This window comes from Polaribacter vadi (assembly GCF_001761365.1).
Lineage (GTDB): Bacteria > Bacteroidota > Bacteroidia > Flavobacteriales > Flavobacteriaceae > Polaribacter > Polaribacter vadi.
Window position 1 is genome coordinate 872,606 of sequence record NZ_CP017477.1, and the last position, 24,863, is coordinate 897,468.

General features: G+C 28.2%; 23 protein-coding genes and 1 pseudogene. 19 read left to right on the forward strand and 5 right to left on the reverse strand.

Translation table 11 applies throughout. The features are described from left to right. Positions 1–6: 6 nt before the first annotated feature. The 9 genes from LPB03_RS03945 (at position 7) to LPB03_RS03980 (ending at position 9,827) form a co-directional block, all read left to right on the forward strand. Positions 7–3,201 (forward strand): T9SS type B sorting domain-containing protein, encoded by a 3,195-nt coding sequence (locus LPB03_RS03945; protein ID WP_065319173.1) that lies wholly within the window; start codon positions 7–9, stop codon positions 3,199–3,201. 137 nt (positions 3,202–3,338) lie between these two features. Beyond that, positions 3,339–3,479: a UvrB/UvrC motif-containing protein gene (locus LPB03_RS16820; protein WP_231953134.1), complete on the forward strand. Its 141-nt coding sequence runs from the start codon at positions 3,339–3,341 to the stop codon at positions 3,477–3,479. A gap of 31 nt (positions 3,480–3,510) precedes the next feature. Then, positions 3,511–4,764 carry a porin family protein gene (locus LPB03_RS03950; protein ID WP_065319172.1) on the forward strand — a complete coding sequence of 418 codons (1,254 nt, stop codon included), beginning with the start codon at positions 3,511–3,513 and terminating at the stop codon, positions 4,762–4,764. Positions 4,765–4,814: 50 nt separating this feature from the next. Continuing rightward, complete coding sequence (locus tag LPB03_RS03955) at positions 4,815–5,192, forward strand: hypothetical protein (RefSeq protein ID WP_065319171.1); 378 nt, start codon at positions 4,815–4,817, stop codon at positions 5,190–5,192. A 170-nt stretch (positions 5,193–5,362) separates the two neighbouring features. Next, positions 5,363–6,022 carry a hypothetical protein gene (locus tag LPB03_RS03960; protein WP_065319170.1) on the forward strand — a complete coding sequence of 220 codons (660 nt, stop codon included), beginning with the start codon at positions 5,363–5,365 and terminating at the stop codon, positions 6,020–6,022. A 535-nt stretch (positions 6,023–6,557) separates the two neighbouring features. Then, positions 6,558–6,998 (forward strand): GNAT family N-acetyltransferase, encoded by a 441-nt coding sequence (locus tag LPB03_RS03965; protein ID WP_065319169.1) that lies wholly within the window; start codon positions 6,558–6,560, stop codon positions 6,996–6,998. A 40-nt stretch (positions 6,999–7,038) separates the two neighbouring features. Continuing rightward, positions 7,039–7,845, forward strand: a complete 807-nt coding sequence (proC, locus tag LPB03_RS03970; RefSeq protein WP_065319168.1) for a pyrroline-5-carboxylate reductase — start codon at positions 7,039–7,041, stop codon at positions 7,843–7,845. Position 7,846: 1 nt separating this feature from the next. Beyond that, positions 7,847–8,617: a glutamate 5-kinase gene (gene proB, locus LPB03_RS03975; protein WP_065319167.1), complete on the forward strand. Its 771-nt coding sequence runs from the start codon at positions 7,847–7,849 to the stop codon at positions 8,615–8,617. A 10-nt stretch (positions 8,618–8,627) separates the two neighbouring features. Further along, the gene (locus LPB03_RS03980; protein ID WP_065319166.1) at positions 8,628–9,827 is read left to right on the forward strand and encodes a glutamate-5-semialdehyde dehydrogenase; all 1,200 of its coding nucleotides are present in this window, start codon (positions 8,628–8,630) and stop codon (positions 9,825–9,827) included. A gap of 78 nt (positions 9,828–9,905) precedes the next feature. On the opposite strand, the gene sucC is transcribed toward LPB03_RS03980, so the two are convergent. Then, positions 9,906–11,105 (reverse strand): ADP-forming succinate--CoA ligase subunit beta, encoded by a 1,200-nt coding sequence (gene sucC / locus LPB03_RS03985; protein WP_065319165.1) that lies wholly within the window; start codon positions 11,103–11,105, stop codon positions 9,906–9,908. A gap of 308 nt (positions 11,106–11,413) precedes the next feature. On the opposite strand from sucC, the gene LPB03_RS03990 reads away from it, so the two are divergent. From LPB03_RS03990 to LPB03_RS04030, 10 genes and pseudogenes are all read left to right on the forward strand, one after another. Next, positions 11,414–13,900, forward strand: a complete 2,487-nt coding sequence (locus tag LPB03_RS03990) for a DUF5916 domain-containing protein (protein WP_065319164.1) — start codon at positions 11,414–11,416, stop codon at positions 13,898–13,900. A gap of 88 nt (positions 13,901–13,988) precedes the next feature. Continuing rightward, positions 13,989–14,648 carry an ABC transporter ATP-binding protein gene (locus tag LPB03_RS03995; RefSeq protein ID WP_065319163.1) on the forward strand — a complete coding sequence of 220 codons (660 nt, stop codon included), beginning with the start codon at positions 13,989–13,991 and terminating at the stop codon, positions 14,646–14,648. A gap of 48 nt (positions 14,649–14,696) precedes the next feature. Next, complete coding sequence (locus tag LPB03_RS04000) at positions 14,697–15,245, forward strand: CPBP family intramembrane glutamic endopeptidase (protein ID WP_065319162.1); 549 nt, start codon at positions 14,697–14,699, stop codon at positions 15,243–15,245. Between the two features lies 1 nt (position 15,246). After that, positions 15,247–16,011: a TIGR02757 family protein gene (locus tag LPB03_RS04005; protein WP_065319161.1), complete on the forward strand. Its 765-nt coding sequence runs from the start codon at positions 15,247–15,249 to the stop codon at positions 16,009–16,011. Between the two features lie 66 nt (positions 16,012–16,077). Then, positions 16,078–16,218 (forward strand): annotated as a pseudogene (locus tag LPB03_RS16585) (hypothetical protein); the annotation flags it as partial. Positions 16,219–16,230: 12 nt separating this feature from the next. Continuing rightward, the gene (locus LPB03_RS04010) at positions 16,231–18,180 is read left to right on the forward strand and encodes a BatA domain-containing protein (RefSeq protein WP_065319160.1); all 1,950 of its coding nucleotides are present in this window, start codon (positions 16,231–16,233) and stop codon (positions 18,178–18,180) included. Positions 18,181–18,182: 2 nt separating this feature from the next. Continuing rightward, entirely contained in the window at positions 18,183–19,439 is a 1,257-nt protein-coding gene (locus tag LPB03_RS04015) for a dihydroorotase (protein WP_065319386.1), read from the forward strand. A gap of 6 nt (positions 19,440–19,445) precedes the next feature. Next, positions 19,446–19,790 carry a hypothetical protein gene (locus tag LPB03_RS04020; RefSeq protein ID WP_065319159.1) on the forward strand — a complete coding sequence of 115 codons (345 nt, stop codon included), beginning with the start codon at positions 19,446–19,448 and terminating at the stop codon, positions 19,788–19,790. Between the two features lie 134 nt (positions 19,791–19,924). Next, complete coding sequence (locus tag LPB03_RS04025) at positions 19,925–20,563, forward strand: alpha/beta hydrolase (protein WP_065319158.1); 639 nt, start codon at positions 19,925–19,927, stop codon at positions 20,561–20,563. 180 nt (positions 20,564–20,743) lie between these two features. Next, positions 20,744–21,517, forward strand: coding sequence for a hypothetical protein (locus LPB03_RS04030; RefSeq protein WP_065319157.1), 774 nt, complete (start codon positions 20,744–20,746; stop codon positions 21,515–21,517). A 55-nt stretch (positions 21,518–21,572) separates the two neighbouring features. Here LPB03_RS04030 and LPB03_RS04035 read toward each other — a convergent pair whose 3' ends face one another. From LPB03_RS04035 to LPB03_RS04050, 4 genes are read right to left on the reverse strand one after another with little or no spacing between them, the layout of a single operon-like run. After that, positions 21,573–23,093: an ATP-binding protein gene (locus LPB03_RS04035; RefSeq protein WP_065319156.1), complete on the reverse strand. Its 1,521-nt coding sequence runs from the start codon at positions 23,091–23,093 to the stop codon at positions 21,573–21,575. A 5-nt stretch (positions 23,094–23,098) separates the two neighbouring features. Then, positions 23,099–23,584 (reverse strand): Rab family GTPase, encoded by a 486-nt coding sequence (locus LPB03_RS04040; protein WP_065319155.1) that lies wholly within the window; start codon positions 23,582–23,584, stop codon positions 23,099–23,101. Between the two features lie 11 nt (positions 23,585–23,595). Continuing rightward, a complete protein-coding gene (locus LPB03_RS04045) occupies positions 23,596–24,411 on the reverse strand; it encodes a hypothetical protein (RefSeq protein ID WP_065319154.1) in 816 nt (271 codons plus the stop codon). Next, positions 24,412–24,765, reverse strand: coding sequence for a hypothetical protein (locus tag LPB03_RS04050; RefSeq protein WP_065319153.1), 354 nt, complete (start codon positions 24,763–24,765; stop codon positions 24,412–24,414). Positions 24,766–24,863 lie beyond the last annotated feature (98 nt).

Consider the following 24,863-nt stretch of genomic DNA (forward strand, 5'->3'; position numbering starts at 1 on the left):
AAAAAAATGAAATTTAAATTATCCCTTTTTATAATCTTATTTTTAAATTTTTCTATATTTTCACAATGGGTTCAAACAGATGGTCCTAATGGAGGGTATTCAAATGAAATTGTTCAAGTTGGCTCAGAACTTATTCTATCCACCAGTGGAGGAATTTATAAATCTACTGATAATGGCTTTAACTGGGAGCTAAGTATTTCTGGATTACCTTGTAATATAAAAGTAAATGCGCTTGTTGAGCACAATGGTTTTTTATATGCCTCAATTAGTAGAAACGGTATTTATTTTTCTAACGATAGTGGAAAAAACTGGAATGCAATAAATACGGGCATAGATAACTTAACGTTTTATAGTTTATTGGTTAACGACGAAAATATATATGCAGGAAATGCTAATGGAGGTGTTTATTATTCTCCAGATAATGGCATTACTTGGATTGATAAAAGTAATCAAATAGGTAATATTCAGATTCGAGATTTTATTCTTTTTAATTCTAAAATATATGCTGCTGGTACTTCTTTATTTGAAACCTCTAACAATGGCGATACTTGGCAAGTTGTAAATATTCCTAATTTAAAACCGAATGGAATTCGCGCAATGACATCAGAGAACAATATTTTATATGCCAGTTCAGAGGGTATCGTATATATTTCTTCAGACAATTTAGAAACATGGAAAGAGAGTGTAATAAATAATAATGATGCTTCTATAACCTATATGACGCAAAAAAATAACATTGTTTATTTAACCACGTCTTTTGGTAAATATTTCTATTCAAACAATCAAGGACAAGATTGGACTATGGTTCAAATACCTAATACAAATAGTTTCATAAATCATTTATTTATAAAGAATAACTCAATAATTGCAAGTTCTTCATCTGGGTTGCATCAGTCTTCAAATTTGGGTGTTAATTGGAGTAATCTAAATAATGGGATAAATTCCTTAGAAATTACATCCTTAAAAAAGAATAATTCCAACATTTATGTAGGTACACTAAATCAAGGTGTCTATTTTTCAAATAATAATGGAGAATCTTGGGTATTAAAAAATAATGGTTTAGATAATTCGAATAGTTTAGCTATTAATGATATTTTCTCTTTAGATAATTCCATTTTTATAGCAACTAGAAATGGTATCTATAAATCCAATAACAATGGTGATTCTTGGGATAGAAAGTTTGATCCAGGAACCAATAAATCTAACCAAGGTTTAGATTACAATAATGGTTCTCTTGCTACTGGAGTGAGTGGATCAGGAATTTACATTTCAATAGATAATGGAGAAAACTGGAATTTAGCTCAAACAAATGGCTTTAATACTGAAACCAGTTATATTAGTGTTAAAGTTTACAATAATATTATTTTGGTAAGCAACCAAAGTGGCGAAATGTTTGTTTCAAATAATTTAGGAAATACATGGAATAATATTTCAATAACTTCTAGTTTTCATTTAACCCATGATTTTGAATTAATAAACAATATTTTATATGCAGCCACTTCAAAAGGGGTAATGGTTAGCACAGATTTAGGTCTAAATTGGAATCCATTTAATACTGATCCAAAATTTGTGAAAGATATTCTTTTTGATAATAATTATATATATGCTGCTACCAATACAGGTGTTTATATTGCAGATATAAATGAAAAAATTTGGAACCCAATTTGTGGAAGTATGGGTAAGTTAACTACCAACAAATTATTTTTAAATGACAATACATTATTTGCAGGCACATTTGATTCAAGCGTATGGAAAAGAAATAAAATAATTGGAAATTTACCTCCAAAAGAAGAAACCTCTACAATAGGAATTAATAAATTAAGTTTATGTTCTAATAGCAGCCCTGTAAATCTTTTTGATGAAATTGGAATTCCTTCAAATAGCACTGGAGTTTGGTCACCTGCTTTAAACAATTCTGATGGTGAATTTAACCCTTTAGTAGATGCCCCAGGAATTTACACATTTACATTTGATAATGCTATTTGTGATTGTGATGATTACCTTAAACTTGAGGTTAGTTTAGATGGACAAGCAAATGCTGGTGTAAATTCCAGTATTACATTATGTAATGAAAATACATCAATAAATTTATTTGAAATGATAAATGGAAATCCTGATTTAAATGGTATTTGGAGCCCACAACTAGCAAGTGGAACAAATATATTTAATCCTACAATTGATACACAAGGTTTATATACTTACACTGTTTCAAGTTCAAATTGTGGCATAGCAGCATCAACTTTAAAGATAAATTTTGTTGATAAACCAAATGCTGGCATTAATTCTAATTTAACTTTGTGTAATGATAATGTATCAATTAATTTAATTGAAAAGATTGAAGGAAATCCTGATTTAGGAGGAATTTGGACTCCACAATTAGCTAGTGGCACAAATACATTTAATCCAACAATTGATACATCTGGAACTTACATTTATACAGTAAATAATGGTTCTTGCCTATCAACTTCAGAATTAAATATTTCAATTACAGAATCGCCTAATACTGGAGTTAACTCTAGCATAACAATTTGTAAAAAAAGCAACCCTATAAATTTATTAGAAAAAGTTGATGGAAACCCTGATTTAGGAGGAATATGGAGTCCTCAATTAAATAGTGGAACAAACATATTTAATCCTAATATAGATCCTGAAGGACTATATACTTATACTATTAATAATGGAATTTGCCAATCTACTGTTGAATTAAAAATAACCCTAACTGACAGTATTAGTGTAAATAATGGCTTCGAAATTGATATTGTAGATTTTTCTAATGCTAATACTATCACTATTAATAATGATAGCAAAATAGATTATGAATATTCATTAGATAACATATCTTTTCAAGCAAGCAATGTTTTTTATGATCTTAATAGTGGTACTTATACAGTTTCTGCTAGAGAAATTAATGGTTGTAATTTTTTTGAGACTGATGTTTTTATTCTTGATTACCCTAGATTTTTTACACCTAATAATGATGGTGTGAATGATGTTTGGAAAATTAAAGGCACATTAAACCTAGAGTACAATCTTTATATTTATGATAGATATGGAAATTTACTAAAAAAATTAGATTCTATAAATGATAATTGGAATGGTCTTTATAATGGAACCCTAATGCCTTCTAATGATTACTGGTTTAAAATAGTACTAGAAAACGGAAGAATAGTAACTGGTCATTTCTCTTTAAAACGAAGTTAATTATAATTTGTATTATTTAATAAAATCATGTAAAAATTCCTTTACAAATCAACAAAAATATTGAAGATACATTAACAAAATCTGCAGTTTCTAGTTATCATTATGATAATGCAAAAGAAGTTGCTGCAGAACAAGAATTGCAATATTTACCAAAAGAAGAAATTGAAGATAGAATTCGTAAAAAACGAAAGCAAATGGAAGCTGCTGCCAAAAGTTTAGACTTTATTGTTGCTGCAAAGTTACATGATGAAACTGCAGTTCTGAAAGAGAATATTTAATATATTTGAAAAAAAAATAAACATAAATAAAATGAAAAAAACGATATTTATACTTATAGTAGGTTTTTATTTACAGTCTTTTGCTCAAACCACATTCAAAAAAGGATATTTTATTAATTTAGAAGGAGAGAAAAAAGAAGTATATATCAAAGCTTTTGGAGCAGAAAAACCGAGTAAAATATATTATCAAGAAAATTTAAATTCTAATAAAGTTTTAGAAAAATCTACGAATGAAATTTTAGAAATAAATGTTTATGATATTATTAAATTTATTAAAAAAGAGGTTTCTATTGAGTTTTTAGAAAAAGGAATGAAAGCCAAAACTAAAAATAATTCTGAAATATTTAAAACAGAAAACAAAAATCTAGTTTTAAAAGTTTTAATAGAAACAGAAGATTTTTCTTTATTATCTTATTTAGATGAAGAAACAAATAATAGATATTTTTTTATAGAGTCAAAAAACCAAGTAAATTTACTAGAATATAAAGTTATTAAAGAAAATACTAAAAGTAAAAAGATTAAAAACTTTCGAAAGTTTATATTTCAAAACTATAAGATTGAAAATTCAAAATTAAATGTTGGCAAATTAAATTATGATTCCAACGATTTTAAAAAATATTTTAGACAATATATAAACTCTTTAAATAAAAACCTTCAACAATATTCCTCTTTTGAAAGAGATTTTAAAGATGCTTATAATATTACACCAACTATTGGTTACTCTTTTCTAAATCAAGATAACATTAATGAAACTCCTTCATTCAGTTCAACTTTTAAAACAAACCATATTAATATTGGTTTAGATATAGAGTATTTATTAAATAATTTAGAAAAAAAATCTGCATTTGTATTCTCTATAAATTACCTTTTAAATAGTAAAAAAGAAGAAGATTATTCTTTTGGACAAGGGAACCCAAAAAACTCAACCATTGTTAATGAATTAAGTTTAATCACTTTAGATTTAAAATATAGATATTATATTACTTTGAAACAAAACAATACTTTTTTTCTAAATGCAGGTATTGGAGGTCATTTTTCTAGTGGAAAAACAACCTATACATTTAATCCTACAAATGCATTTATTGCAGATTTAAAATATAATAATGTAAACCCGATTCATTTTTCTTTAGGGGCAGGTTACAATTTTAAAAAATATTATTTACAAGCAAGTTACATTCCTAAATTTAAAGGTGATTTTGACTCTTTAACTTCTGAAGCTACAAATGGTAAATGGAATTATGAAAGAAATTTGTATAATATTAGCTTAGGTTATTCTATATTTTAATAACTTATTCAATACCAAATATTAATCCTTTAAAAAAAATATTTCATCTAATGAATTCTAGAAAAAGAAAATCAACTTTACTTATTCTTCTTTTTACAATAAGTTTTTTTGCACAAACAAATTATGAAAAAGGGTATGTAATAAAAACAAATGGAGAAAAAATTGAAGGATTAATTTTAAATAAAGATTGGCTTTACGCACCAGATCAAATTATTTTTAAATCCAATCTAGAATCTGAAACAATTAGTATTAACGAAAAAGATATAAAGAAAATAGAAATTGATGAAAAGTTTGTTTTTGAGCGTTTTACAGTTGATATTCAGAGATATTCTAATAATTTAAATAATTTAGATGATAGTAGAGTGACTGATTTAAAAAAAGAAAGCTTACTACTTGAACTTCTTGTTGAAGGAGAAGTTTCTCTATAAAAATATTATTCTGAAGACGTAGAATACTTTTTTTATAAAAAGAAAATAAAATAGTCCCTTTAGAATATAAAGTTTATAAAACTGAAAATAATACAATTGGAAAAAATTTAAATTATAAAAAAACACTAAGAGACGAATTAAAATGCAGTTCTGAAAAGCTATCTTATGATTTGGATTATAAAGAAAAAAAGTTAATCCTTCTTTTTAAAGATTACCATAATTGCCAAAATTTTAAATATAAAATTTATAGAAATAAAAAAGATAAAGGAAAATTTAATTTAAGAGCAAAGTTTGGGATCGGGTTTTCAAAAATTAAACCTCCAATTACTACTACAAATAATTCTAATAACGAAAAAACTATTATCAAATTTGGTGTTGAATTTGAATACATATTCCCATTTAATAACAATAAATGGGCTGCTTTTTTAGAAAGCTCTTACCATTCTTTCGATGTAACAAATATTGTTATAACTGGTTATGGTGTAATTCCTAGTTCTGGAGCAATAGTGCCTATTTATAGAGATTATGGCATAAAATATAACTCTATAGAAAATCATCTTGGTGTAAGACATTATATGTTTTTATACAAAAAAGATAAAATTTTTATGAATACAGGTTTATTATATGGTATAATCCTAAATTCACAAATTGATTATTCAAATTCAGATGCAATTTCGACAGTAAGTTATTTTTTTAGAGCTGGTTATGATTTCAAAAATAAATTTAGTGTAGAAGTAAGGTATAACTCTACCAGATATTTATCGAGATTTAGTACTTTTACTACTAATTACAACAATATTTCCCTAAAATTTGGCTATAATTTTTTATAATTTTTCCTATAGAATAAATAGAAAAACATATTAGAGAAAAACGCAAACAAATAGCAGCTACAATAAATTTTAGACTTTATTGTTGCTGCAAAGTTACGTGATGAAATTGCTGTTTTAAAGGAACAAGTTTAACTTTTTTAATAAATTGTATTTATCCGTTTACTTTCTTGTTTTAGAATCTACATTAATTGTAGCCCAAACTTATCAGTGCCATAAATAAACATCTATCTACCTGATATTATGATAATTTAAAATTATAAATGCGCCACAATTTGTCTGTGGACAGGCATTTTCGTAAATTTGTGCTATGAAAGTTAGGATACATAAATTACGTAACTTTAGAATATTTAATTTCAATTTTTTAGTTTTTAGAAACCAATCTAAAAAATTCATACCTCCTCACCCAGTATTTTAAATACAATATTACTCTTATCTATTTCCTGTTTTTAATAAAGATTTTTCTTTATTAAAAATTTATTCTAGCTAATTATAGCCTTTCATTTTATCCTTTTTTAGATAAATTAAATCACAAATAATGACAATTGAAATTTTTGATGCCTTTAATAGGATGTCATTCTTAAACATTAATAGAATTACCAAATTTCTGCATGAACATTTAGAAGACTGTAAAGATCCCAAAAATGCTATTAGCAAATCTTTACTATATGCTGCAAAAGAAATACCTAGCTTAGGAGGTTATGCTTTTGTAATGAAAAAAAATGATGAAATTATTGGTGTTGTTGTTATTAACAAAACTGGTATGAGTCAATATCAATCTGAAAATTTAATGACGTATTTAGCTGTTCACAAAAACTACAGAAACCAAGGTTTTGCAACAAAGCTTATTAACAAAGCTGTAAATTATTGTAATGGAAACATCACCTTAAATATAAAAAAAGAAAATAATGCCATAAAACTTTTCGAAAAAAATGGGTTTGAATCTATGAAAATAGAAATGACTCTTCGTAAAAAATAATTATAACTAAATATAAATAGTAATAAACAAGCAAATAAAAATGAAAATATTAGTAATTGGAGCAGGAAATATGGGCTTAACCTATGCAGAAGGTATGTCTAAATCAAAATTGTTAAAGAAAAAAAACATTATGGTTTTAGACAATTCTGAGAAAAAACTAGAAGCATTGAACGAAATTTCTCATTTCGATGCTTTTAAAGAGTTAGGAGATTGTGTGCCTAAAGCAGATATTATTTTTATTGCAGTAAAACCTTATCATGCAGAAAATCTATTTAAAGCTTTAAAAGGATTTACAAAACCAGGTCAAGTTTTAGTATCAATTATGGCTGGTGTAAATATAGATAATATTAAAAAATACTCTGGTTTAACAAAAATTGTAAGAGCAATGCCAAATTTACCAGCACAAATTGGGAAAGGACTAACATCTTATGTAACGTCTCCAGAAGTTTCTAGAATTGAAAAATTAACAGTAGAAAGTCTGTTAGACACAACTGGAAAATCTATGGAAGTTAGTAGCGAAAAATTAATTGATGCTTCTACTGGAATTTCTGGTAGTGGACCAGCTTACGTTTTTTACTTTATGCAGAGTATGATGGAAGCTGCTCTTAAAATGGGGTTTTCCAAACAAGATTCTACTGTTTTAGTTAGCCAAACTTTTACAGGTGCTGTAGAGCTTTTTAATCAATCTAATTTATCTCCAAATTCTTGGATGGAAAAAGTGGCTTCTAAAGGTGGTACAACACGTGCTGCATTAGATTCTATGGAAGATAATAATGTAAACGAATTAATAAAAGATGCTGCTTTTGCTGCTTTTAATAGGGCTGTAGAATTAGGAAAAGAAAATTAAAATGTACAAAGAAAGAATTGTAATTAAAGTAGGAACAAATGTAATGACCAACAGAGATAACAGAATTGTTAGACCTGTTTTAAGACGCTTGGTAAAACAAATTGCAGAATTATATGAAAGAGATATTATGACCATCTTAGTATCTTCTGGATCTGTAATTGCTGGAAAAGAAGTCTTAGGGGAATCAAAAATTGAAAACGTTACACAAAGACGTCAAGTATATTCTGCCATTGGTCAACCAAGAATGATGCGTCATTATTACAATATTTTTAATGATTTTGGAATGAAATGCGCACAAGTACTACCCACAAAAAGAGATTTTAGTCCTGGTGTTCACAGACAAAATATGATAAATTGTTGTGAAGGATTGTTGGCTGAAGGTGTGGTTCCAATCGCAAATGAAGATGATGCTGTTTCTGTAACAATGTCTATGTTTTCAGATAATGATGAATTAGCAAGTTTAATTGCACAATTAATGAATGCTGATAAATTAATCATCCTAACAGACATCGATGGCTTGTACACAGGACATCCAGATGCTGAAAGTAGCGATTTAATATCCAACGTAAATCCTGATGAAAATTTAAATAAATACATTAAAGACAACAATAAAAAACCTGGAGAAGGCAGAGGTGGAATGGGCTCTAAATTAGATTATGCACAAGAAGCAGCAGCAAACAACATCCCAACTTTTATTGCAAATGGTAAAAGAGATAATACTATTATTGATATTATTGACGGAAAATCTGTTGGAACTAAAGTAGCACTTTAAAACTTAAATGATGAAATTACTAGACATAACAACAAAGAACAACGTATTGCAAAGTATGACCAGAATTCTTGATGAAAATCGAGAATCCTTGTTGGCAGCAAATAAAAAAGATTTAGATGCATTTCAGAAAGAAGATCAAGCTATGTTTGATCGTTTGATTTTAAACAATCAAAAAATTGATGGAATGATCAAAGCAATTAACGAAGTGAAAGCACAAGAAGATCCTGTAAACCAAATTATTAGTGATAAAATTTTAGAAAACGGCTTAAAAGTAACCAACAAAACTGCTCCTTTTGGAACCATCATGATTATTTACGAATCAAGGCCAGATGTAACCATAGAAGCAGCAGTTTTAGCCTTTAAAGCCAATAATAAAATTATTTTAAAAGGTGGTAAAGAAGCTGTACACAGTAATATTATTTTAGTTGATTTTTGGCACAAAGCCTTAACCGAGAATAATTTGAGTACAGATTATATTAAATTGATGCAAATGAACCGAGAAGAAACACAATTTTTTCTAAAAAACCCAACTGAGCAACTAGATTTAATTGTGCCAAGAGGTGGTGAGCGCTTAATAAACTTTGTAAAAGACCATGCTAAATGTGCAGTTTTGGTTAGTGGAAGAGGAAATAATTTTTTATATATCGATAAAAATGTAGACTGGAATAAAACATTATCAGTAATTATCAACGCAAAGACTGATAAAATTTCTGCTTGTAATGCTTTGGATAAAATCCTTATCAACAAAAACATAGAACATTTTGAAACAAAATTAAAAGAGTTGCAATCAATCTTAAAAGAAAGAAATGTAACTATTTTGGTTGATGATAACGTAAAAAATATTTTACTAGAAGAAAAATTAATTACAAACAAAAGTATTTGGCGCGAAGAGTTTTTATCATTAAAATGCTGTATTGGAACTGTAAATAATTTAGACCAAGCTATAGAAATGATTAATACATTTTCAGGCGGACATTCTGCAGCAATTATGACAACTAATAACGAAAATGCAGATAATTTTATGCAACAAATAGATTGTGCTGCAGTATATAAAAATTCATCAACTAGATTTACAGACGGAGGTCAATTAGGAGTTGGTGCAGAATTGGCTATAAGTACAGATAAACTACATCATAGAGGTCCTTTAGGTTTAAAAGAATTAGTAACTAATAAGTATTATATTATTGGTGAAGGTCATATACGTAATTAACCTGTTTAGCATATTATATAATAAAAACGCCTCATTTTAAAAATGAGGCGTTTTTATTAAATATCTACACTGTAAAATCTATGAAGCTTCTAAAACTTCTTTTACTTTATCAGCAGCTTCTTGAAATTCTGTTGCAGAAATAATTTCCATTCCAGAATTATCAATTAATTCTTTTGCTTCTTTAGCGTTTGTACCTTGTAATCTACAAATAATTGGCACATTAATTTTGTCTCCCATACTTTTGTAAGCATCAACAACACCTTGTGCAACTCTGTCACAACGTACAATTCCTCCAAAAATATTTACTAAAATTGCTTTTACATTTGGATCTTTTAAAATAATTCCAAAAGCAGTTTCAACTCTTTGAGCATCTGCAGTTCCACCAACATCTAAAAAGTTAGCAGGTTCTCCACCAGATTCTTTAATTAAATCCATAGTTCCCATTGCTAAACCAGCTCCGTTAACCATACAACCAACATTTCCATCTAAATCTACATAGTTTAAACCTGCAGCTTTCGCTTCAACTTCAATTGGGTTTTCTTCACGTAAATCACGCATTGCTGCATAATCTTTATGTCTAAATAATGCATTTTCATCTAAAGAAACTTTAGCATCAACAGCCATTATTTTATCATCTGAAGTTTTCAAAACAGGATTAATCTCAAACATAGAAGAATCAGATTTAATATATGCTGTATATAAAGCTGTAACAAATTTTGTCATTTCTTTAAAAGCAGTTCCTGATAAACCTAAATTAAAAGCAATTTTACGTGCTTGAAAAGGCATGATTCCTAATAAAGGATCAATTTCTTCAGTAAAAATTAAATGTGGAGTTTCTTCTGCAACAGTTTCAATATCCATTCCACCTTCTGTAGAATACATAATCATATTTTTACCAGTTGCTCTGTTTAATAAAACTGACATATAATATTCGTCTGGCTCAGAATCTCCAGGATAATAAACGTCTTCACAAATTAAAACTTGATTTACCAACTTTCCTTCAGCAGAAGTTTGTGGTGTAATCAACATCATTCCTAAAATATCATCAGCAATACTTTCTACTTGCTCTAAATTTTTAGCTAGCTTTACTCCTCCACCTTTTCCACGACCACCTGCGTGAACTTGTGCTTTTATAACGTGCCAACCTGTACCAGTTTCTTCCGTAAGTTTTTTTGCTGCTGCAACTGCTTCTATTGGAGTACTTGCTACAATTCCCCTTTGAATTCTAACGCCAAAACTATTTAGTATTTCTTTACCTTGATATTCGTGTAAGTTCATCTGTATCGTATTTTTAACGGAAGCAAAAATACAAATTCAAAGAAGAAGATTTGTAAATTTTTTAATAAAATTAACTTTAAATTAAAAACCACAATTCATCACAGAATTTTAAAGTTTATAACTGAACGTCTTTACAAGCGTTACCTTTATTTAAATTTGAATAAAATTCTATTTTAAGAAATAATTAACAATTAAAATCTGTAACATTCTAAAAAATAATAGGTCTTTGTAATAATAAACACTGTATTTATTACATTCAATTAAAAGAATATTTTAAATAATTGTTTAAAGTAATCAACCAAAACCATATGTTCAGAAAAATCTTACTACTGCTAATTGCATTTTTATGCATTCATCAACTTAAAGCTCAAAATCAAAAAAACAGAAAAACAATTAAGACTACAAGAGTTGCCAACGCTCCTAAAATTGATGGTCTTTTAAATGATGAAGCTTGGGAAAATGCTGAAATAGCAACAAATTTTGTTATTTTTAGACCTGAAAATGGTAAACTAGTAAGTCCTGAATATCAAACTAAAGTAAAGGTTGTTTATGATGATGATGCTGTTTACATTTCAGCTCAAATGAACGATCCTGATCCTGAAAATATTCCAAGTGAATTTGCTGTAAGGGATAACTTTTCAATTGCTGATTTTTTCTTGGTAACCATCAATCCAAATGACGATGGTCAAAATCCTTTTGAATTTATTGTTCAAATTACAGGAAACCAAGCTGATGCAAAAGTTTCTAATGGCAATGAAGATTTAAACTGGAGTGCTGTTTGGGATGCTGCTACAAAAATTACAGACAAAGGTTGGAATGTAGAAATAGAAATTCCTTACAGAGCTTTACGTTTTGCAAATAGACCTGTACAATCTTGGGGATTTAATTTTCATAGAAGATTAGAAAAACTAAACGAACAACATACTTGGACGCATGTAAACAATACTGTTGGAAGATGGACACAATATGATGGTTTAATTGAAGATTTTAGAAATATAAAACCATCAACAAGACTAAATTTATATCCTTACGCTTCTGCAACTACCAATACTTTTGAAGGAAATACCGAGTTTGATTGGAGTGTTGGTATGGACATTAAATATGGTTTAACAGAAAATTTTACGTTGGATGCCACTCTTATTCCTGATTTTAGTCAAGTTGGTTTTGATGATGTGGTGTTAAATCTAGGGCCTTTTGAGCAACAATTTACGGAACAAAGACAATTTTTTACAGAAGGAACAGAACTTTTTAACACTGCCAATTTATTTTATTCAAGAAGAATTGGAGCCTCACCAATAGATCAATTTGATGTTTCATCAACCTTAATAAATCAAGATAATTTTGATATAAATAATCAAAAAATAAACGAAGAAATAATTGATTATCCTGGAAAAGTAACCATGATAAATGCCGTTAAAATATCAGGAAGAACAAAAAAAGGACTTGGAATTGGTTTTTTTAATGCAATAACTCAAAAAACAGAAGCAACCATACAAACAAGAACATCAACAAATAATAATGGTACAATTACTGAGGAAATAAATACGAGAAAAGAAGTTATAGATCCTTTTACAAATTTTAATATTTTAGTTTTAGACCAACAATTTAATCAAAATTCAAGTATTTCTTTAATCAACACAAACGTTACAAGAGATGGACGATTTAGAGACGCAAACGTAACTGCTTTAGATTGGCATATAGAAACTAAAGACAGCAAATACAATGCAGATGGTTCTTTTAGAATGAGTAATATTTCTGATGATGTAAACCAACCAAATACTGGCTACACTTTTGATAATAGCTTTGGGTATGACTTTGAAAACTGGTTTTGGGAATTAGGCTACAATTCTGAAAACAAAGACTTTAATTCTAATGATTTAGGTATTTTATTTACAAACGATCAACAAACTATTTATGGAAATTTAGGTTGGAAAACTGTGCAACCCACTAAAAATTTTAACAGAATTTGGGTTAATTCATATCATAATTTAAACTATCAACATTTTTCTGGAGTCTACACAGGTTATAATGCTGGAGTTGGTGGAAGTGCGCAAACTAGAGAGCGTTTTTCATTTGGTGGTAATTTTAATTATGGAAGTGAAAGTAAAGATTTTTTTGAGCCAAGACAAGGCACTACAAGTGGTCAGTTTTTTATTCAACCAGAAAGAATAAATATAAATGCCTGGTTTGAAACAAATTCACAAAAAAAATTAGAAATTAGCGCAGATGCTTACAACACAAGTTTTACAAACAACCCAAAACTAAGCTATGGATTTAGTGTAGCTCCTAGATATCGTTTTAATAACCAATTTTCATTAAGATATCGATTAAATTATAATAAAACTTTAGACGATCAAGGATATGTAGATGAAACTGATGATAACATTATTTTTGGTTTTAGAGATCGAAAAAGTTATACAAATACTATTTCTGGTAAATATAGTTTTAGTACAAAATCTTCGTTATCAATTAGCTTTAGACATTATTGGAGTTCAGTAAAATATAATTCTTATGCTAATTTATTTTCGGATGGTAAATTATATCCAAATTCTGATTACGTAGGTAATGATGTAAATTTTAACAGCTGGAATTTAGATTTAAACTATATCTGGCAATTTGCACCAGGAAGTCAGTTAATTGCTTTTTATAGAAATTCGATTTTTAATACAGACTCAGATTCAAGATTAGATTTTTTCGAAAATTTGGATAATTTATTCGAACAATCTCAAAGGCACACAGTTTCTGTAAGATTTGTATATTTTATTGATTATAATAAATTGAAAAACATTTTTTAACAAAAAACTACGCAACTTTCAAGAAAAACGGATCTACTTAAAAAAGTATATCCGTTTTTTTATACATTCGTACATAGATATAAAAACTATGATTGTAACAAAAAATATCCATAAATATTATGGTGATGTTGAAGTTTTAAAAGGATTAGATTTAGAAATAAAAAAGGGTGAAATTGTTGCTATTGTTGGTCCTTCTGGAGCAGGTAAAACAACTTTATTACAAATTTTAGGCACTTTAGATAAGCCTATTAAAGAAGAAGATTTTGAATTATCAATCAATGATATTTCATTAAAAAATCTTTCTGACAAGCAACTTTCCGAATTTAGAAACAATCATATTGGTTTTATATTTCAATTTCATCAATTATTACCAGAATTTTCTGCATTAGAAAATGTATGCATTCCAGCTTTCATAGGTAAAAAATCTAAAAAAGAAGCTGAAAAAAGAGCCAAAGAATTACTAGAATTTTTAGGATTATCTCACAGAATTCACCACAAACCAAACGAACTTTCTGGTGGAGAACAACAAAGAGTTGCAGTTGCAAGAGCTTTAATTAACAATCCTTCAGTTATTTTAGCAGATGAACCAAGTGGAAATTTAGATAGCGAATCTGCTAAAAACTTACACGAATTATTTTTTAAATTACGTGATCAATTTGGCCAAACCTTTGTTTTAGTAACTCATAATGAAACCCTTGCAAATATGGCTGATAGAAAATTGACCATGAAAGATGGTAAAATTATTTAGATATTGTAACAATAACCTTTTTTTTACTACTTATTGGTAAACATAAAAATGAAAGAAACGTTTCTAAACCTTATCAACTATCTTAAAAATCCAATATTAGAAAAAGACAACAATAAAGACTTAAACTATCGTTTTAAGATATTTTTTCACATTCTTTTTATCAGCATTTTAACGGGTATTATTATCACTCCAATCTTTGCGCTTTTCGAAGAAATGAATTGGATAAATATGGAGAATCATAAAGTTGAAGAAATGTTTGCTGGCATGAATAAATTATTGATTATTCTTACTGGTGCTATTATTGTACCAACTATTGAAGAAGTAATTTTCAGAGGACCAATTACTACTTTTAAAACACCAAAATCTTTTAAAATAGGTTTTTATGTACTTACGCTTCTTTTTGGTTTTGTACATATTACCAATTTTGATTTTACTACAAGTGTACTTTTATTATCGCCAATTTTAGTCTTACCACAGTTATTAGTTGGTGGTTATTTTGGATATATAAGAGTTCGTTTTGGCTTGCAATGGTCTATTTTATTGCATGGTTCTTATAATTGCTTTTTTATTCTTCTAAGTTTTATTCCTGAATCTTAAGATGAAAAAAGCCGAACTCAAAGAATTTTTAGACGAGAAAGTTACTTTATATAACAATCCAAAATTCATTGAATCTGATCCTATTCAAATTCCGCATTTATTTTCGAAAAAAGAAGATATAGAAATTGCCGCTTTTTTAGCTGCGACAATTTCTTGGGGAAACAGAACTATGATTATTAAAAATTCTTATAAAATGATGGAATTGTTGGACAATTCTCCTCACGATTTTATCATCAATCATCAAGAAAAAGATTTAGATTCTTTTGATAGTTTTGTACACAGAACCTTTAATTCAATTGATTTTAAACAGTTTATAAAATCGCTACAACATATTTACAAAAATCATCAAGGTTTAGAAAATGCGTTACGAATTAAAGATGGTACAAAAAACTACCAAACTGCTATTCATAACTTTAAAAAATTATTTTTTGAAGTTGATCATCAACAAAGAACACAAAAACACGTTTCAGATCCTTTAAAAAACTCGGCTGCAAAACGTATTAATATGTTTTTACGATGGATGGTTAGAAATGATAAAGCTGGCGTAGATTTTGGGATTTGGCAAACACATAATCCTGCATTCTTATCTTGTCCTTTAGATGTGCATTCAGGCAATGTTGCTCGCAAATTAAAAATACTTACAAGAAAACAAAACGATTGGAAAGCATTAGCTGAATTGGACAAAAGTTTGAGAAATCTTGATAAAAAAGATCCTGTAAAATACGATTTTGCACTTTTCGGATTGGGGGTTTTCGAAAAGTTTTAATTAGAAATTAACAACGTATTAATATTAATTTTATTTGTGATAATTTAGTCTTTTAATTCAGACATCATGAAAAACAGAATGTTTTTTAAAGGATATAGAAGTGGACATATGATGTATTTACGAAAAGAAGATTTGGAAAAATCGAACGAAGATTTACGAATTTTTATCAAAAAAAGTTCAGAAAATATTGGCGCTGCTAAATACTAATTCAACGACTAAATGCAATTTAAAAATCCTGAAGTTTTATACTTTTTAGCACTGTTAATTATCCCTATAATTATACATCTTTTTCAGTTGCAAAAATTTGTAAAAGTACCCTTTACCAATGTTGCTTTTTTAAAGAAATTAGTGCAACAAACTCGTAAGAGTTCACGCATAAAAAAATGTTTAATTCTAGCCACTAGAATGCTATTATTTACAGCGATACTTTTTGCATTTTCTCAACCTTATTTTAGTGATAAAACTACAGAAGAAAAACAGCATACTTTTATTTATTTAGACAATTCTTTAAGCACAAATGCCACTGGAGAAAAAGGAAATTTACTTCAAATTGCAGCGCAAGAAATTATAGAGAATGCTTCTAAAAAAGATTTGTATTCTTTACAAACGAATACTAATTTTTCTTCGGATATTACTTTTGAAGAACTTAAAAAAACCCTTCTAAATATTAAAAACACGGCTCAAAAAGTAGATTTAAGTACAGTTTTATTAAAAATAAACAATAGCAACAAAACTAAAACAAACACTTTACATAAAAACATATTAATATCTGATTTTCAGATTACTTACAATAGTGAGTTTACAAATGTAACACCTGTTTTTTCGGGTATAAAACTAGAAGCTACCAAGAAAAACAATATTTCTATTGGCAGCGTTTTTATCAACAACACAAATACCGAAAACCTGACAATAAATATTCTTATAAAAAACCAAGGTGAAGCAAAAGACAACATTCCAATTGCTATTTTTAATAACGAAAAACTGATTAGCAAACAGTCCTTCTCTATTGATAAAAACTCAACTAAAACTATTTTATTCACCATACAAAATCAAGCAAAATTTTTAGGAAAAATTACACTTACTTTTAGCGACACTTTTTCTTTTGACAACACTTTTTATTTCAGTTTAAATTCAACCAAAAAAGTGAATGTTTTAAGCATTGGAAACAATGCTGATTTCTTATCTAAAATTTACACGAAAGACGAATTTAATTTCACAGAATCTACGACTCAAAATGTAAATTATAACAGCATTCCAAAACAACAAATTGTCCTCTTAAATGAGTTAGAAAATATTCCTGAAAGTTTATCAAAAAGCCTCTTAGATTTTTCAAAAAAAGGAGGCACAATTGTCATCATTCCAAATTCAAAAATTGAGTTACAATCATATAATTTATTTTTGAATTCTGTTGCCAATACAAAAATACAATCAAAGATTTCTGATACTTTAAAAATTACAAATATCAACTTTAATCATCCTTTATTTAAAAATGTATTTTCTAAAAAAGTAACTAATTTTCAATATCCGATTGTAAAAAGCCACTACCCTATTCAAGCTAAAAATAGCAGTAAAATTATCTCTTTTGAAAACAATACAGGATTTATAAGTCAAATTAACAACACTAATGGCAACATCTTTTGGGTTTCGAGTTCGTTATCCAAAGAAAATAGTAACTTCTTAAATTCACCTTTAATTGTGCCTGTTTTTTATAATTTCGGAAAATTAAGCTTTCAACACTCTAAATTATTCTATTATTTAGATGCTGAAAATGTGATTGATGTTGAAACTGAAATTGAAAAAGATGAGATTTTATCAATTGTAAACTCAAATTCATCATTTATTCCTCCACAACAAACCTATCAAAATAAAGTAACGATTACTACAAATGACAACCCTACTGATGCAGGGTTTTATTACATCATCAGAAAAAAAGATACGCTACAAACCATCGCTTTTAACAATCCTAAAGAGGAAAGTTTACTACAATTTTTAGATATCAATACTCTAAAAGACATCAATCCAGAAATAAATTTTTCTTCTTCTATTGAAGATTTTTTTATCAACCTAAATAATAAAAATGAAGTTCATTGGCTTTGGAAATGGTTTTTAGCCTTGGCAATTGTATCTTTGTTATTAGAAATTTTGATTTTAAAATTCTATAAACCATGAGTATGAGTACGCTTCTTAAAAATGCAACGATTATAGATGCATCAAGTCCTTATCATCAACAAAAAAAAGATATTTTAATTAGTGATGGGAAAATTGAAAAAATTGAAGATTCAATTCAGCAAAAAAAGAACTATACAGTTGTAAACGTTGATAATTTACACGTTTCTTGTGGATGGTTTGACACCAGTGTTTCTTTAGGTGAACCTGGTTTTGAAGAACGAGAAACCATTAAAAATGGCTTGCAAGTTGCCGCAAAAAGTGGCTTTACTACAATTGCTGTAAATTCGAACACAAATCCTATTATCGACTCGAAATCTGATGTTGAGTTTTTAATTAACAAGGCTCAAAATTCTGCTGTAAAACTATACCCAATTGCTGCTTTAACCATAAATAGTGAAGGTGTTGACATGGCTGAACTGTATGACATGCAACAATCTGGAGCTGTAGCTTTTGGCGATTACAACAAACCTATTGAGAATGACAACTTAATGAAAGTTGCACTTTTGTACGCTCAAAATTTTGATGGTTTGGTATTGAGTTTCCCAAAAAACAACAAAATTGCTGGAGAAGGAATTGCAAACGAAGGCATTAACAGCACTAAATTAGGGTTGAAAGGAATTCCTGCTTTGGCTGAACATATTCAAATTGCTAGAGATATATTTTTGTTAGAATATACAGGTGGAAAATTACACATACCAACAATTTCATCTGCAAAATCGGTTGAACTGATTAAAGATGCCAAGAAAAAAGGACTGAAAGTTACTTGTAGTGTTGCTGCACATCACTTGGTTTTGACAGATAATGAGTTGCATGGTTTTGATAGTAACTTTAAAACGAATCCGCCTTTAAGAACTAAAGACGATATTAAAGTTTTACAAAAAGGAGTCAAATCTGGGGTGATAGACATCATAACTTCCGATCATAATCCTATTGATATTGAACATAAAAAAGTAGAATTTAGCGAAGCAAAAGATGGTGTGATTGGTTTAGAAACTGTTTTTGGTGCTTTAAATTCGGTTTTAGATTTAGAAGATTTTATCAACTGTATCACAACAAAACCAAAAGAAATTTTTGGGATTGAAAATTATTCTATAAAAGAAGGAAACATTGCTGATGTAACTTTATTTGACCCAAATAGCGATGTAACTTTTACAAAAGAACATATTTTATCGACTTCTAAAAACAGCCCTTTTATCAACAAAAAACTAAAAGGAAATGTTTATGGAATTTTTGCAAACAATCAATTAATTTTAAAATAATACAAAATGGAAAGAATAGACATAAACAACGAAGAAACTGTAAACGAAGGAAAAATCGCTGCCATCATTAGCCATTTATGGATTGTAGGTTTGGTGATTGCTTTTATAATGAATCTGAATAAAAAAAACTCGTTTACAAGCTTTTACATAAGACAAATGATTGGTTTAAATTTAGCGCAGTTTTTAAATGGCGTTTTAATTTATGAGCTTTTAGGAAGAACTGCTGGTTTAATTGTTGGTGTTTTACTATTTATTTGTTGGTTTATTTCTTTGTTTGGCGCATTTAAAGGTGAAGAAAAACTAATACCATATATTGGTGAATATTTTCAAAAAGGGTTTCAAGGAATTTAGGATAAATTTCAAAAAAAACCAATTTTAATAAATTTTTAATACAAAGTCCTGCTGAAAAGAGGGATTCATTAAAGTTGCTATTTTGAATTTATTACGTTTTAATTTTCAAAAGTAGACATCATAAAAAAGCATGTATGAGTTTAGAATATATTGTTAGACAACCAACGAAAGTTTCTGAAAATCCGCCATTATTAATTTTATTACATGGTTATGGAAGCAATAAAGAAGATTTATTTTCTTTTGCTGAAGAATTACCAGAAGAACTACTTATTATAAGTGCGCAAGCACCTCACGAAATGGGTTATGGAGGTTATGCTTGGTATGCGATTAATTTTGATGATGTAAAAGGTAAGTTTTCTGACTTAAAACAAGCCAGAGAATCTTTGGATAAAATTGCCATTTTTATTGATGAAATAAAAGCAAAATACAACACAAATGCTGATAAAACTTTCTTATTAGGATTTAGCCAAGGTGCCATTTTAAGCTACTCTTTAAGTTTTATGTATCCAAATAAGGTACAACATGTAATTGCTTTGAGTGGTTATATAAATGATGAAATGATTCCTAAAACTATCTCTAAAGACATCAAAACCGATTATTATTGTTCTCATGGTTCTGTAGACCAAGTTTTACCTGTAGATTGGGCAAGAAAAAGCAAACCTTTTTTAGATAATTTAGGTTTACAAAATGTATATTCTGAATACAATGTTGGTCATGGAGTTGCTCCGCAGAATTTTTATAGTTTTAAAAAGTGGATTGAGGAACGACTTTAAAACTATGTAAAAACACAGTTGTTTTTTGATTTAAATATCTTAATTTCGAAGTTGTATAACTTATATTAAAAAAAAACACTAACTATTTATTTATGAAAATTTTATTATGGCAATTATTATTAATTTTAGTTCCAATTATTATTGTAATACTTATTGTTAGATTAATTAGAAAAAAGAAAAATGGGAACTTGGGGTCCAGCAATATTTTCTGATGATTTAGCCTGTGACATCAGAAATGACTTTAAAGAATTAATTGGTGATGGTTTCGATTCAGAACAAGCTACATCTGCACTTATAAAGGAACATCAAGATTCAATAAATGACAGCGATGAGAGCTCTGTATTTTGGTTTGCGCTTGCAGACACTCAATGGAAAACTGGACGTCTAATTGATATAGTTCTGAAAAAAACTCTTGAAATTATTGAGTTTGGATCTGATTTGGAAAGATGGAAAGAAGACCCTAAAAACCTTAAGAAAAGAAAAGTTGCGATTACAAAACTCAAACAACAACTTTTAACTGAACAACCTAAAGAAAAAAGAATTCCAAAAATTTATCGAGAAGAATCAATATTCAATATTGGCGATATATTTAGCTATAAAAGCAAATTAGAGAAAAAAGCCTTATTCAGAGTAATTGGTATTCATCAAGACAAAGGTGGGAGATTCTCAGTTTGTGAGCTACTTGATTGGTTTGAAAAAGAATTACCGATTAAAAATGGACTTCTCTCAAAAGGTAAAATAGACACCAACAAACTATCTAAATTAAAAGTTAGGACTTTCGAAAACGAAAAAAAGCAATTCATGTTGGGCGAAATTACTACTAAATACAAGCCAAAAGATGAATGGTTTGAGTTGATAACAACAAAAAGTAAACCACATCAAAAAGATACAGGCTATTCTGTTATCTTTTGGAGAAACCTAGATAAACTGTTAATCAATGAATTTGAGAAATAAACGAATAACAACACTATGCAAAATGAATTTCACACAAAAACTTCAGCAAAATAACCTAAAAACACCTTTCAATCTTTCCAATCAACTCATCAAACTTATAAGGTTTAAAAATTACATCTGTAAAACCTAAATTTAAATAATTTTCTTTGTGTTCTTGAGTGGCATTTCCTGTTAACGCTAAAAAAGGAATTTTATTATTTTTTTTAAAAGTAGCTTTTTGCTGAATTAATGTATCTCCAGTAATTTCTGGCATATTAATATCTAAAAGAGCAACATCAAAATCTTGTGTATTCAATATTTCTAAAGCTTCTAAACCATTTTTTACAACGGTTATTATAACATCTTCTTTATTTAAAATATGTGCTGTTATTTTCTGATTCAACAAATCATCATCTGCCAATAAAATTCGTTTTCCTTTTAAACTTTGTAAGGTTAATTTTTCGTTTTCTACAAGTGGTTTCTTAGCAGTTTTCAAAGCTTTTTTAAACGGAATTTCCACAGAAAAAGTAGAACCAACATTTAATTCGCTTGCTACAGTTATGGAACCGTTCATAGCACTCACCAAACGTTTTACGATGGATAAACCCAAACCTGCACCACCAAAAACTCGATTATCATCCAACTCAGTTTGCCTATATTCTTCAAAAATCTTTACAGTTTGCTCTTCAGTCATTCCTCTGCCTGTATCTGTAATTTTGAATCTAATTTCAGCTGTTTTTTTGTTTTCTGATATAATTTCTGTTTGTATAGAAACCTTGCCTTTTTTGGTGAATTTAAGTGCATTGTTCATCAAATTCGCCAAAATTTGATTCACTCTAACTCCATCACCAATTAAAGTTGCTGGAATGGCATCTGACATAGAAATATCTAAAGCAATCAACTCATTTTTATGCTGATTTTTAAAATTGACAAAATTGCTTTTTACAACTTGGTTTACATTTATTTCTTCAAGAGCCAATTCTAATTTACCAGCTTCAATTCTAGATAAATCTAAAATATCATCTACAATCACTTTTAAATTCTTACCAGATAAGGCTAAATAACTAACATATTCTTTTACTTTACCGCTTAAATCTTCTTCAGCAATCATTTTTGTATATCCTAAAATTGTGTTTAAAGGATTCCGAACTTCATGACTCATAATTGCCAAAAAACGAGATTTTTCTTCATTGGCTTTGTCCGATGCTTTTCTTAAAATAGCCAATTCTTTATTTTTTTCTGAAATTTCTCTTTTCATAAAAAACAAATCATTTCTATTTTGATTTAACTCTTTCACAATTTTATAAACACTAGTTCTATTATGAATTAAAATGGTGAATTCATCAGCATCTTTAAACAATTCTAAATCTACATTATATTCATTTTCTTTAGAGTTAATCATCATTCCTTCCATTAAAAAAGATTCTTTTTCTGGAAGTGATTCTAAAGTACCAAATAAAAAAGGACAGGTTTCAAAAATTGAAGTTTCAACAACAAAATCTTCAATAGCAAATTTACCCGCAAGTATTTTTTTAATAATTCCTTGCTGATTGGTCGTTAATTCTAAAAAAACATTTTCAATTTTAGCTGGAGTCAAAAGTTTTATTTTAAAGATTGTTTGGCAAGAATAGCAAAAGCATCTTCTACATTTTCATTTTCTTTTGCACTTGTAATTAAGTCTATAGGAATTTCAACTATTTTTTTTACTTGATTTATTTCGTTCAACGTTAACAAGTCTTTTTTGTTACCAACCAACAAAATATCTTTTAAACCCGATAATTCTCTAACAGTTTCCAGTTGATTTTTTAAATTTAAATACGTTTCTTCTCTATTTAAATCGAACACATACATGGCTGCACTTGCTCCTAAAAAATAAGCTTTTGGTACTTTTTCATCATCTTTTGTACCTGCAACATCCCAAATTAAAAGTTTAATTTGCTCATCGTTTAAATTTACAATTTTTGTACTTACTCGAACACCAATTGTACTAATATAATCTTCAGAAAATTCATTTAACACAAATTGCCTAATTAAGGATGTTTTACCAACACCAAAATTACCAACAAGCAGTACTTTTTTTGCAATCATTATATATCCTTTTATGTTGGTACTTTAATTAAAATTTCTTCGATCAAAGCATTTAGCCTTTTTTCGTCTGATAAAAACGATCTATCTCGTAAAATTTTTTCTGCTAATGTGTTCAAGTTATCTGCTAGTTCTTCTTTAAATTCGGAAGTGATAACACCAGAAGTTGCAGTTGCAATGTAAATAGATTTGAAGTTATACATTGATAATTGAAATGTTTCAAATTTTATATCTTCTAAATCTTGTCCTTGTTTTGAAAAGGCATCTTCTGCAAAAGATTTAATTGCGGTTAACATTCCAGAAATCATATCTTTATCTGCAATATTACCTCTAGAATAATTACCAATTAACAAACCTGAGTTTTCTTCAATCACAAAAACTTCTTCTATAGTTGATGCAAAAACAGATTGTAAAACATCTTCTGCATCTGTTTTTTTTCCTTTAAAAAATCTTTTTAAAATATGTGTTAAAGAAAATTTATCGTTAATGGTTTTGTTAATGGTACCTGAGAGTTTTGTTATTTCTGCGACAATAAATTTCTGAATCAATTTACCCATAATTGGGTAAAGTGCTTCTATGACTTCGTCTTGAGATTCTCTAATTTGAACTTTTATAGCTTGCGTAACTTGATTCCCAAAATAATCGGAAAAATTATCTTTTAAATCATCAATTTTATCATCTAAAACAGGTTTTACTTCTTTTTTGAAATCATCTTTCTTTAAAAACTCTTTTCTTAAAGATTCAAATTCTTTTCTGTCTTCTGTTAATAAAAGTTCTTTTAGTAGCTCAAATCGATTTTCTTTTTTATGATCTACAGGTAGGTTTTCCATTTATTCTTGCAACATCTGTGCAATTTTCTCTAAAGCTTTTCCTAATTTTCTTCTATCGGCTTTTTCATCATCTAAATCTGCCAATCTTTTGTCTAAATCATCATTCAAATCCTGAAATTTATGATCTACCAAACTCTCTAAATCAGCTAATTTATTTTCGATATTGGCAATTGCTTCAGATAATGACTTGGAATTTTTTTCTTGAAGTATATTTATTTTGTCGTAAACATCTGCAATTTCAGAATCATATTTTTGAATATTTTCTCCAAATATAAGGTCTCTTACTGCTGCAATTCTAGAATCAACTTGCTGATTAGAAGCTGGTTCATTAGTTTCTTCGGGATTTTTTTTCATATCTTTTTTGTTAGATTGGTAGTACTATAAATTATTTTTAGCTTTTAGTAAATAGCTGTAAATAATAGCTTTGTAGACAAATATACACTAAATATCAA